Raw genomic sequence first — 12,751 nt, forward strand, 5'->3', positions numbered from 1 at the left:
TTACTTTCAATTCAGAAGAGTTCCTGCATCCAGATGCACTCCAGTTACAACTTTTAGTCGATCATGTGTTTCAAATGACACAACTCAGTAGAGGGACTTTCGGTAAGGCCTGTCCCGTTGCTGGCTACTTACAACCCCAATCTATTCGGTCATTAGCGACAAAAATTTGTAGCGACAATACATTTATTTACAAATAATACCATAATCTGAGGAACGCTGGCCAAGTTGGCTCGGAGGTGTTTGCGAGCCACTATATTCAATTTGTTAGAGGTAGGAATGAAAAATAACTGGTTGCAACAGATCCAATCTATGCTGGGTGACAAAAAAGAGTCAACGGGTGGTACTGAAGGGATTGGAAAGTTATTGGCCCCAACTGCGTTAGGCGGGCTAGTTGGTGTTTTGTTAGCGAATAAATCCTCTCGTGAAATGGTAAGTAAATACGGTAAAAACGCACTGATTATTGGTGGCAGTGCAGCGGTTGGTGCTGTGTTGTGGAACAAATATAAGCAACGTGTCAGAGAGGAGCAGCAACAAGAACCACAATTTGTTGAGCAGAGGTCGCCTTTAGATCTGCGTGCCAAACGTTTGGTGCAGGCATTGGTGTTCGCTGCTAAAAGCGATGGTCACATAGATGCAGACGAAAAACGCGCAATTGACCATAGTCTTGAGCAATTGCAGCTAGGGAGTGAGGCCCAAGCTTGGGTGCAACAAGCTATTGATCAGCCACTGAACCCCGAATTGATCACACAAAGCGTGAAGAATGAAGATGAAGCCTTAGAGGTATATTACCTGAGCTGCATGGTTATTGATGTCGACCATTTCATGGAGCGCAGCTATCTTGATGCGTTGGCGCAGTCGTTGAAAATTCCGGTAGATGTAAGACAAGGGATTGAAAATGACGTTAACGAGAAAAAACGCGAATTACTCTAGCTGCATAGCTTGTTAATTTAATAAGGATCGTGTCACTCTTGCTTTTATCAATCTAAACGGATGATTTAGCAATGATGACACCTCCTAAAGCTGAAAAACGGCCTTATCCAATCACCCTACACGGCGATACTCGTGTAGACGACTATTACTGGTTACGTGATGATGAACGTTTAGACCCCGATATATTGAGCTATCTTGATGCTGAAAATGCCTACACTGAGGCACAGTTGAGTCCGCAGCAACCATTGCGTGAAACTCTGTATCAGGAAATGGTCGCTCGCATTCCGCAACAAGAGCATTCGGTGCCTTACGTCAAGCGTGGTTTTCGTTATCAGACCCGTTATGAACCAGGCAATGAATATGCAATATATGTTCGTCAACCTGAAGCATCCAGTGAACAGTGGGACACCTTGCTTGACGGCAATTTACGCGCCGAAGGGCATGAATACTATATGCTTGGCGGTTTAGACGTTAGTCCTGATAATCAGCATCTGGCCGTGGCTGAGGATTTCTTATCGCGCCGCCAGTACGACATTCGTTTCAAGGATCTGACCAATGATAGTTGGGCCGATGAGGTATTGGAGAACACCTCTGGCAGTTTTGAATGGGCGAATGACTCATCTACAATCTATTACGTTCGTAAACATGCCAAAACATTGCTGCCCTATCAGGTTTATCGTCATCAGATAGGGAGCGATCCGCAGCTTGATACGCTCATTTATGAAGAACTGGATGACACTTTTTATGTCAGCCTGGAAAAAACCACGTCTGAACAATTTATCCTGATCCATCTCAGCAGCACGACAACATCTGAAATTCTTCTACTGGATACAAATGGGGTTGATACTAAGCCCCGGATATTCGTACCACGGCGTAAAGATCATGAATATGCTATCGATCATTATCACCAACATTTCTTTATTCGCTCGAATAAGGATGGCAAGAATTTTGGCCTGTATCAGAGTGATCAAGCTGATGAAGAGCAATGGCAAGAGCTGATCGCCCCACGAAGCGACGTTATGCTTGAAGGGTTTAGCCTTTTCCGTGACTGGCTGGTTGTGGAGGAACGCATAGCGGGTCTAACGCGATTACGGCAAATTCACTGGCATACTGGCGAAGAAAAAAGTATTGCATTTGACGACCCGACCTATGTCACGTGGTTAGCTTATAATCCAGATCCAGAAACTGTGCTGCTGCGTTATGGCTATTCCTCTATGACGACACCAAGCACCTTATACGAATTAAATCTTGATAGCGGTGAGCGCGAGCAGCTCAAACAGCAGGATGTCAAAAATTTTACGGCGGAAGACTACCGTAGCGAGCGTATTTGGGTGAAAGGGCGTGATGGTGTAGAGATACCGGTGTCATTAGTGTACCGAGCCGATCGTTTTGTTCATGGTGCGAATCCGCTGATGGTATACGCTTACGGTTCCTATGGCGGTAGCATGGATCCAGCGTTCAGTACCAGTCGCCTTAGTCTTTTGGATCGTGGTTTCGTCTTCGCATTGGCACATATTCGTGGTGGCGCCGAATTGGGGCAGCTTTGGTATGAAGACGGCAAATTATTAAAAAAGAAAAATACCTTTAATGACTTTATCGATGTCACTCAAACCCTGGTAGAACAAGGCTATGCTGATGCCCAGTACGTATTTGCCATGGGGGGAAGCGCAGGTGGTTTACTTATGGGGGCGGTGGTCAACCAGGCTCCTCAATTGTTTAAGGGTATTGTGGCTCAGGTGCCTTTTGTTGATGTGTTGACCACCATGTTGGATGAGACTATTCCCCTTACTACCGGGGAGTACGATGAATGGGGTAATCCAAACGATAAGGTTTACTACGATTACATCAAACAGTACAGCCCTTATGATCAGGTTAAGGCTCAGGATTATCCACATATGTTGGTAACTACTGGGCTGCATGACTCGCAGGTTCAATACTGGGAACCTGCCAAATGGGTAGCTAAACTTCGCGAATTGAAAACGGACGACCATACATTGCTGCTGTATACCGACATGGATGCTGGGCATGGTGGTAAATCTGGCCGTTTCAAGGCTTATGAGGATATAGCACTGGAGTATGCGTTTATTCTTTCCTTGTTAGAATAGCTAAGAGGTATTTGCCACGGACTAAACACTGGCAAGTGAGCGCATGGATGCGCGGTACCAGTCTCTAGGGAGGGGGGCACGGCGTGTCGGTGCTCCTCATCACTCCCACCAGCCAGAAGCGTGAAATTAGCGGTATTAATAATGCCTATTTAGAGTCTGCACTAGCCTCAATCAATACCCATTTAATTTTTCAGGGCCAGTTCTCCTGCTGGCACTAGGCAATTGCACGCGAGCGTTGCTGGCGATCATTTGCGCGCAGAGCAAGGTGTGAGCCGTGAGTTTGGGTACCCAATAAGCGGCTAATAACGTAGCAGTGCGCACGAATGACCCCAGCCCAGTGGGTCGCGCCCCAAAATTAAAGTGAAATTCTATCAAGCACAGCGGAGTTGAGCCGTATCGCTTAATTTCTTCTGGTGCTGTCCAGTCGCCAAAAAATATCACTAACGTCGAAGATGAACTGGGTGTTCTGTTTAAGCCCGACTTTTCCTTGGATGGTTTTTGGGGGAACGCCTTAAAGTGCTGCGGCTATCTGAGAGTATTGCTGCGCATGACTTCCCTAAACCTCTACCAAGGGTAATGACGACATAAAGGCTGAGGATACAAGAATCGTTGAAGGATGCTATGGCGTTGTGGTCAATTGTTAGATCTATGTCATATTTTTGTTAATTCACCATTCTAAAATGCATGTTTCGCTTGTTGAGGTTTAAAAGTTTCAATACTCTAATTTATGAAATAAAAATTTAATAAATTGATTGGCTGATTTATCTTATGTGTAATGGTAATTCTAACATACTGTTTTAAATGTTTTTATTCGGCTGGATTAAGAGTGCTAATCTACCTTTAACGGGTTGAAAAAGATTGTTCATCTTTTCTTTAATGCGAAAAAACGAGTGAAATGTTGTTTGATTGTAAAAAATATTTTTCATTTGTCATGAAATCAACAAACCTCTCATCCTAACTAATAAAGAGTATGTGATATGAAGCTGAAAAAACTGATCGTTACCTCGTTACTGGTATGTACGTTACCAACTACGGTGTTAGCCAAAGACATCAAGATAGGTGTGTCTATGGCCTATTTTGATGATAATTTCCTCACCATTTTGCGGCAGTCCATGCAGAATAAAATGAAACAAGAGGACGATGTCAGTGGGCAGTTTGAAGATGCCAAAGGCGATATTGCCCAACAGGTCCAGCAAGTGGAGAACTTTGTCAGTCAAGGAGTGGATGCAATAATCCTCAATCCGGTTGATACACAGGGAGTGAAACCGATGATCAAGCTGGCGCAAGACGCCAAAATCCCGCTGGTGTTTGTTAACCGCCGTCCTGAAGCTACACTCCCTGCCGGGATGGCCTACGTGGGTTCAGACTCAAAACTTGCCGGTAAGCTGCAGATGGAAGAGTTGGCTAAGTTAATGAATGGCAAGGGGAACGTAATGATCTTGCTTGGCGAACTTTCCAGTGAAGCAACGCGTGATCGTACTCGTGGCGTAGAAGATGTTGTGGTCAAGTACCCTGACATTCATGTCATCGATAAGCAGACGGCCAAGTTTTTTCGTAAAGAGGCAGTTGATGTGACAACTGATTGGCTCCTTTCTGGCCAACAAATTGATGCCATTGTTTCCAATAATGATGAAATGGCAATTGGTGCCATTCTGGCACTGAAGCAGGCGAAAAAAAACGGCGTATTGGTAGCTGGAATTGACGGCACGCCTGATGCCCTGGAATTTATTAAGAAGGGAGATTTGAGTTTAAGTATTTTTCAAGATGCAAAAGGTCAGGGTGAAGGGGCAGTTCAAACCGCCATCCAGCTTATAAAAGGTGAAAAAGTCGAAAGTAGCGTCATGGTACCCTATCAGTTGATCACGAAAGCCAATTATCAAAGCTTTGGTGATAACAACGATAAATAATAATTTTGTCCGGATAAGACTTATGTATTCTCTGTTAGTGTGAGGGAGTGCGCTGTTATTTTAACCAGGTTATATCCCTTAGCGATTGCTGTTTCCAGCGGTATGGTCGTGTCACGATAAATTAAAGGGTATAGTCTGAGTTGTAACTGCGGAGGTTATTAGTATGTATCCTTATGTGCTTGAGGCCGAGGGTATCAGCAAGCAGTTCCCAGGGGTTAAAGCGTTAGATAAAGTCTCGATAAAAATCAAACCCGGTAGCGTGCATGCGCTTATGGGGGAGAATGGGGCGGGTAAATCGACGCTGATGAAATGTTTGATCGGTATTTATCACCCTGATGAAGGCGCAATTAAAATCAAAGGCCAACTTGTGACATTCGGCGACACGTTGGAAGCACTGCATTCAGGGATATCAATGATTCATCAGGAACTTAATCTGGTACCACACATGACGGTGGCGGAAAATATCTGGTTGGGACGCGAACCTATCAGATTAGGTTTTGTCAATCATAAAGAATTGAACCGTAAAACTACTGAGTTATTAGCGCACCTTAATATTAAATTAAAACCGGAAACCCTGTTGGGAGAGCTGAGTATTGCAAACCAACAGATGGTCGAGATAGCTAAAGCGGTTTCTTATAATGCAGATGTATTAATTATGGATGAACCAACATCTGCATTAACTGAGGGGGAAGTTATTCATTTGTTTGCGATTATTCGTGAGCTTAAAAAACAGGGTAAAGGTATTATTTATATTAGCCACAAAATGGATGAAATTTTTGCCATAACCGATGAGGTAAGTATATTCCGTGATGGTACCTCAATTGCCAGTGATAAAACGGAAAACCTGACTAAAGAATCGTTGATCACCATGATGGTGGGGCGTGAGCTAACGCAAATGTTCCCCAAGTTCAATAACAATATTGGCGAAGAGGTATTACGCGTTAGCGGTTTATGCCGTGAGGGCTGGTTTAGCGACATCACATTCTCCATTAAGCGTGGCGAAATACTTGGCGTTGCCGGATTAGTAGGAGCAGGACGCAGTGAAGTGATGGAAAGCCTGTTTGGAATGTATCCGGCAGACAGAGGGACAATATTTATTGAAGGGGTTCCGGTAAAAATCGATTCGCCGTCCAAAGCTATAGAACAAGGGCTAGCATTCCTGACCGAAGATCGAAAAAAATCGGGTCTTTTTCTGGTGCTTTCGGTAGTGGAAAATATGAGCATCGTGAATCTCTCTCAATATACCAGCAAGAATGGGTTTATCAGCCATGGACAAATGGCTAAGGATTGCTTAGAGCAAATTAGAAAGCTCAATATAAAAACGCCAACCATGGATCAGATTATCAATAATCTCAGCGGTGGGAATCAGCAAAAGGTATTAATTGCTCGTTGGTTACTGGCTCAACCGAAAATATTGATCCTTGATGAGCCAACACGCGGTATCGATGTAGGAGCAAAGGCCGAAATATATCGGCTTATCAGTGAACTGGCACACCGCGGTGTCGCCATTATTTTGGTTTCATCTGAACTTCCAGAAATTATTGGCATGAGCGATCGCGTAATGGTCATGCATGGTGGACGTATCACCGGGATCTTGGATAAAGATGAAGCTGAACAGGAAAAAATTTTGGCGTTGGCCTCTGAATAGCGCAAAGGTGACCGTAATGAGTAACATAAAACTGGAAGAAGCATTGTCCGCGGTGCAGGTGACAAAAGGTGCGCGGTTGGCGAGTTTCGGCGGTAATATGCCAAAAGATATTGGCATTTTTATTGTTATGATTGGTATTGCGCTAATCTTTGAAATTCTTGGTTGGGTTGTACGTGACCAGTCATTTTTAATGAATCCGAGTCGCTTATTATTGATTGTGTTACAGGTGGCGATCATTGGCATCATCGCGGTAGGTGTGACCCAAGTGATCATCACTACAGGTATCGATCTTTCATCTGGCTCACTCATTGCCTTAACTGCTGTGGTGGCAGCGAGCCTAGCACAAACTTCTGAGAGTATATCGCCAATCTATCCTGGGTTGTTGGATTTGCCTGCCGCGATCCCTATTGGGGCGGGGATTGGCGTGGGGATACTCTGCGGTTTTATCAACGGATTCCTGATCACGCGAACCGGTATCCCTCCGTTTATTGCGACATTGGGCATGATGGTTTCCGCACGAGGGCTGGCTCAATATTACACTAAAGGCAACCCTGTGAGTTTCTTGTCTGATGATTTCAGCGCGATCGGGCAGGGAGCCATGCCGGTCATCATATTTCTGGTTGTGGCAGCTATTTTTCATGTTGCGCTCAAACATACGCGTTACGGCAAATATATTTACGCTATCGGGGGTAACATCACCTCAGCCAAAGTTTCGGGTATTAACGTCAATAAATATCTGGTGACAGTGTATACAATCGCAGGCGGGCTGGCAGGGCTGGCAGGTGTGGTGCTTGCTGCACGAGTCAGCAGTGGGCAGTCGAGTATGGGCGTCGCTTATGAACTGGATGCTATTGCTGCGGCGGTCATTGGCGGTAGTAGCTTGATGGGAGGAGTTGGACGAATAACCGGCACTCTTATTGGTGCTGTTATTCTGGGGCTAATCAAAAGCGGCTTTACCTTTATCGGTGTGGACTCTTATATTCAGGATATTATCAAAGGCATTATTATTGTAACAGCCGTTGCAATTGATATGCATCGTAACCGCAAGAGACGGTGACCCTATGTTGAGCTGTTGGTCTGTTTTCTGATGGTTTCTTTTTAGGCATGTTCAACAGTATTTAAGACGGTGAACCTTTATCACTTGTCGGTGATGCCTATAATTGCACGCGAGCGTCGCTGGCGGTAATTTGCGCGCAGAGCAAGGCGTGAGCCGCGAGGTTGGGTGGGCCAAATAAGCGGCGAACAACGCAGCAATCACGCCAATGGCCACAGCTTGAAGGGGCGCGCCCAAGAAGCCCGTTTTCTGTGTTGTCGGGCTTGATAACGGGTTTTGGGGTCTGCGGCGGCACCATGGGTAATTGAGGGATGCAGCCTAAACTAGGGCTGCGCTCAAGTTATGGGAAACGTGATGTGTCGCGGTATTAAGAACACCTATTTAGTTAATCAACTCTTCAGCTAGCATGATATTTTGTGGCTTGAGTTTGCTCATCATTGTATGGACATCGACAGAATCTATTTTGTCAGCATGCAGGTAGGCGTGAGCGTAATCGAGGTAAACCCCAGACTGTAGAAAGAGAATGAACAGCTCGCGATCAAGGTGATTCTCATTCACCATGTTGACCATAATATTTAGTGACTCAGATAACAATTTCCCCATTTTATAGGGTCTGTCATCTGCGGTTAGAGCTTCAAATACGTCGGCAATTGCCATCATTCGTACAGGAATACTCATCTGTTTATAGTTCAACTGGTAAGGATATCCCTTACCATCCATGCGTTCATGATGGCCACCGGCAATCACTGGGACGTTAGCCATACTGCGTGGGAAGGGGAGTTTATTCAACATAATGATTGTTTGCATTATGTGTTCATTAATTTTAAATCTTTCTTCTTCGTTCAGCGTTCCCTTTCTTATGCTGAGATTGTAAATCTCCCCATGGTTGTACAGTAATGCTGGTTCTTTAATTTTGAAATGGTAATCTTCGGGCAACTTGTTCTTGCTATCTCGATAGATGACATGTTCCTCTTTATCTGCCAGCATCGGCTCCTGAACAGGGAGTGGGGCTAATGGACGACGTTTTTTGCGGCTCAGCTCTTCACGTGATACACCGGCACTATCATCCAGTGTGCGTGTCCATTGATATTGTGCAATTTTTTGAATACGTTCTAGAGCAGCGTCTGGGAGAAATTCACCGCCAATATTGCACTGGGCAATAAAGTAGAAATCATCGTCCAACTGACGCAGTTCATCATTTAACGACAGCTCTTCCTCAATACCGATAGATACCTTAGTGTTATTGCGCAGGTAGCTAATTTCTTTTTCACGTTTCAGAACTTCAAAACGCATACGTATTTCATGGATGCGATCATAAATCAGTTCCAGCTTTGTCGATTTATCGACAACTGCTTCCGGAGTCGTGATTTTCCCACAGTCATGCAGCCAGCAGGCGGTGTGTAATTCTTCCCATTCATTCTCTGAAAGGGCAAAAGAGGCGAAAGGGCCTTCTTGAACTTCAACGGCTGCTTTGGCCAACATTTCTGTGATAACCGGTACACGCTGACAATGCCCACCGGTGTAGGCGCTTTTCGCATCAATTGCCCCAGCGATCAATTCGATAAAGGCGCTCAACAGATTTTTTTGCTCTTGCAGCAGATGTTGGGTTTCTATTGCCACCGATAAACTCCCTGCCAGCGCATTGATTAACTGCATTTTGGCGAAGACGCGCTCAGCATTTGATTCCTGAGGGGGAAAGAGCAGTAAAAAACCCATTAACTGTTGGTCATGGTTTTGCATCGGAATGGCAATATAACGAAGAGGCAAATATGGCTCTAAGAAAGTGAGCAATTGACTGGGTGTATTTTCATTATCAAAAACACCGGTAACTGTTTCGCCTGCTAATATTTGCAAAAGCTCGGTAGGATAACCTTTATCCAACTGTAAAGAAGGCAGATTTGAAGTCTGAACATTTTGACCAGTCCAACTGAAAGCAATAGGCGAGAAATTCCCTAATTCTTTGTCGGGCAGGTAAATAGCGCCTCCTGTTAATGTGGCTATTTTGGTTGTTTCATTGAGTAATCCTTGCATCTTTTGAGGGAAACTATCTTTGGTAGATAACAGACGGCCCATAGAAATAAACTGCTTTAGCGTTAGTTTCATTTTTGACATGGATTTGTGCAAGTCATCAATTTCTTCAATTGCCGAGTGCTCTTCTTCCCGATCCTCAAAATACAAATTGCTGATTGCATCAGCGTCATGACGTAAACCAATCAATGGACGAGAGATCCGCAATGAAAAATACCAGACTAATGGTAAACTGAATAACAACAGAGAAAATGCAATCAGAGTTGAGTGGTTACGAATTAAATTGGCATCAGCAGTCAAATAGAAAGAGGGGGTGGCAATCACTAATTGATAGTTATTGCCATGATCATGAAGTTCTATAACGAAGCCATACCAGTTCTGTCCCTGAGCAGAAAAGAGAATGCTTTCTGAACTATTGCTGCGTTTGGTCTCTAATAGTTTCTGTAAAACAGTGAGTTGAGAAATTTTATTAAGCCCATCATGAGTTGCTGCATCATCCTGCTTTATTTGAGGGAGACTGGCGATAGTCTCATTGGCAAAATTGATAATTGCAGCTTGACTGCCGGGAGGCAGATTCTGTTGGAGAAATTCCGAAAGTGAACCCAGTGAAACATCCAGACCAATAATCGCATGGGTGTTATTTTTAGCCTGGATACTGTAGGTAAAACCGGTTTTTCCCGTAGCTTTAAAGGTATAGAGTGGTGAAGTGATCAGATTTTGACTTTTTGAGGCAAGGATATACCAATTACGTTTACGGGGGTCGAAGCCGTCATACTCCATAACTGTTTGACCAATAATTCTTTGATTACCGTCGAGATAAATAATCCGCCTTTCTGGTGTCCCAGATAAAAAACGATTGCTTTGCACCAACCATTCAGCGTTTCCAGGTACCTTGAATAAGGTGCGGATATCGGTAGACAAACGCCGCAGTATAAAAAAATCACCGTTAGGGTAAGCACTGTATATTGCATTGGCATAATCATTTTGTTGCAATATCTCAATAAATTGACTGACAAAACTCATTCTCTCTTCGAGCGTATTGGTTTGCATTATTGGAGAGTTAGCAAGAAAATTTACAGACATCATCATGTGACGAGTGACGGAGTTTAACTCTGCCGCTATAGCTTCGCCGGTTTTTTGATACTGCATGTTGGTAGTGGCTTCAGTAAGTTTTGACAGTTGGCTGTGGTTGAAAATAATGATTGCACTACCAATTGAAACAATCAGTAATGTAAAAAGTGCGGCAATCTGGATATGTAAGGGATAGTGTTTTCTGAACCCTATCTTCTGGCTTTGCATAGTCATTGCCTTGTTTATGTAATGTATCTTATTTAATCATAGACGAAATGGAGAGAGTCTATAGCTGCCAAGTTTCAAGTTGCCTGTGTGTTGTTTTTGTTACTCGGCGGTGCCCTTTGACTGCCCCGAGTGCAAACAACTCAGAGACGCACGCTGGCCTTGTGTTTTGCGGCGGCACCATAGATAACTTTAAATACGTGCGGCACCTTAAGCCTCTGGCAGGTAGGAATGGTGAGGAACACTGACCCGCCGTGAATTCCTGCTCATCCCTGTACGTTTAATGGCCCGCTAACCTGCATTACTCCGACCTGAAGCACTATTACGTGCAGCTATTCAAGGATATAACAATTAATGGTGAATAATGCAGAAACTGATCTACCTCGATAAACTGCACTTATGATAGCTTGTGCCGAGTTACTGCAGGTTGTGGCTAGGCGGCAACTGAACGGGAAATCGGTCATAAACCGATTTTGAACGCTGCTTACAGCGCGCTAAAGTGGCGAAGGATATAGTGGCAATGTGAATATGCAAAGGTTGTCGTGATGGATGCAATTAAAAATATCTTGGTGAAAGAGATTGAGCAGATTAACAATCAAGAAGGGCGTGATGGTAAACCACGTTTCAACAGTGAATTTGCGCGTAATCACCGTTGGCTTTGTCTTGCCATGTTTGCGGGATATTTTGCTGTAATTGCTGTTATGTACCCAGTTCCCTACATGGGCTTCTATTCATTTTTGGGTTTTACCGTTTTCGTCTTGTTCATGTTTGCTATGCTACTGATTGAGATTAAGCCAGTGTACCGTTTTGAAGATATCGGCGTGTTGGACTTGCGTGTTTGCTACAACGGAGAGTGGTATTTTACCCGAACGTTGTCACAACAAGCCATCCAGGCATTGCTAAATGATCCTGCTATCGGTACCGTACTAAAAGCTCGTATACTTGAAATCCTTGCCAATAAGGGCGAGATTGATTTCTACGATGTTTACGATCTTGCCTATACGAAAAAGTTGTATAAAAAACAGGCCCCGGCTGCAGTTATGTATTGAAGTAGTGGGCCCTTCAACGATGATTAATACCCTTTTGGGGTATGGAATTAATATTGGGTACTTGTAATGAATGATGATGTTTTTGACTTTGATATCGATGCTGAATTAGCAAAAGCTGAAGCAAATGCCGCACACAGGGCTAAGGAAGTTCCTCAACTTCTTGAAGATGAAGAGGATTGTGAGAGTTGCAAGATCTGATTGTGGTTACTAAAACCGCCATAGCCGTTTTTTCCTAATTCTAGGCGATAACGGCAAAGCCCGTAGTTAGACGGGGAATACTTGATTATAAGAGAGTCCTGTTATTGTTATATACCCAAAATAATTCGAGTTGCAGGAAGGCGGCAACGCAACGAATCCCCAGGAGCTTACTCAAGTAAGTGACTGGGATGAGTGAGGAAAGCCAACGCACATGCAACTTGAAGTATGACGAGTATAGTGTTTATTTGACATATGCTTAACGGGAGGAGTGATATGTAGCTAACTGATAACAAAATAGTAACCTGTGCTGGAAAGCCCAAAGCTTCAATACAGCAAGAATCCCCATACTAACAGCCCAGCAATGATGACTAAGCACAGAGCTGAAACGGTAAGCAGAATCCACCCAAGTAAGTCTTTCTCTTGTTCTGGCACGTTACGTCATCCGATTGGTTTTCTTGAATTAATGATGCAGAGATAAGTTATCGTACTGTTACGCTCAATATTATTAGCGCAAATTTAATATTTATGTCGTTCTT

At 44.0% G+C, this 12,751-nt stretch carries 8 protein-coding genes; 7 read left to right on the forward strand and 1 reads right to left on the reverse strand.

The genetic code is table 11. The annotated features are described in order from the left end of the window. Positions 1–276 precede the first annotated feature (276 nt). The 5 genes from OK023_RS06650 to OK023_RS06670 all read left to right on the forward strand — a co-directional run bounded on the left by OK023_RS06650 (position 277) and on the right by OK023_RS06670 (position 7,647). Positions 277–930, forward strand: a complete 654-nt coding sequence (locus tag OK023_RS06650) for a tellurite resistance TerB family protein (protein WP_317696122.1) — start codon at positions 277–279, stop codon at positions 928–930. Between the two features lie 71 nt (positions 931–1,001). Beyond that, on the forward strand, positions 1,002–3,035 hold the full coding sequence (locus OK023_RS06655; protein WP_317696124.1) for a S9 family peptidase: 2,034 nt from the start codon (positions 1,002–1,004) through the stop codon (positions 3,033–3,035). A 977-nt stretch (positions 3,036–4,012) separates the two neighbouring features. Continuing rightward, entirely contained in the window at positions 4,013–4,942 is a 930-nt protein-coding gene (locus OK023_RS06660; protein WP_317696126.1) for a sugar ABC transporter substrate-binding protein, read from the forward strand. Between the two features lie 163 nt (positions 4,943–5,105). After that, positions 5,106–6,590 (forward strand): sugar ABC transporter ATP-binding protein, encoded by a 1,485-nt coding sequence (locus OK023_RS06665; RefSeq protein ID WP_317696128.1) that lies wholly within the window; start codon positions 5,106–5,108, stop codon positions 6,588–6,590. Positions 6,591–6,606: 16 nt separating this feature from the next. After that, positions 6,607–7,647: an ABC transporter permease gene (locus OK023_RS06670; protein ID WP_317696132.1), complete on the forward strand. Its 1,041-nt coding sequence runs from the start codon at positions 6,607–6,609 to the stop codon at positions 7,645–7,647. A 378-nt stretch (positions 7,648–8,025) separates the two neighbouring features. Here OK023_RS06670 and OK023_RS06675 read toward each other — a convergent pair whose 3' ends face one another. Then, a complete protein-coding gene (locus OK023_RS06675) occupies positions 8,026–10,971 on the reverse strand; it encodes an HD domain-containing phosphohydrolase (RefSeq protein WP_317696134.1) in 2,946 nt (981 codons plus the stop codon). Positions 10,972–11,513: 542 nt separating this feature from the next. Here OK023_RS06675 and OK023_RS06680 point away from each other — a divergent pair. Both OK023_RS06680 and OK023_RS06685 read left to right on the forward strand, forming a co-directional pair. Next, positions 11,514–12,017: a YlaC family protein gene (locus tag OK023_RS06680; RefSeq protein WP_317696136.1), complete on the forward strand. Its 504-nt coding sequence runs from the start codon at positions 11,514–11,516 to the stop codon at positions 12,015–12,017. Between the two features lie 66 nt (positions 12,018–12,083). Then, on the forward strand, positions 12,084–12,215 hold the full coding sequence (locus tag OK023_RS06685) for a hypothetical protein (RefSeq protein WP_317696138.1): 132 nt from the start codon (positions 12,084–12,086) through the stop codon (positions 12,213–12,215). Positions 12,216–12,751: the final 536 nt, after the last annotated feature.

Origin of the sequence: Serratia sp. UGAL515B_01 (genome assembly GCF_033095805.1) — a bacterium.
GTDB lineage: Bacteria > Pseudomonadota > Gammaproteobacteria > Enterobacterales > Enterobacteriaceae > Chania.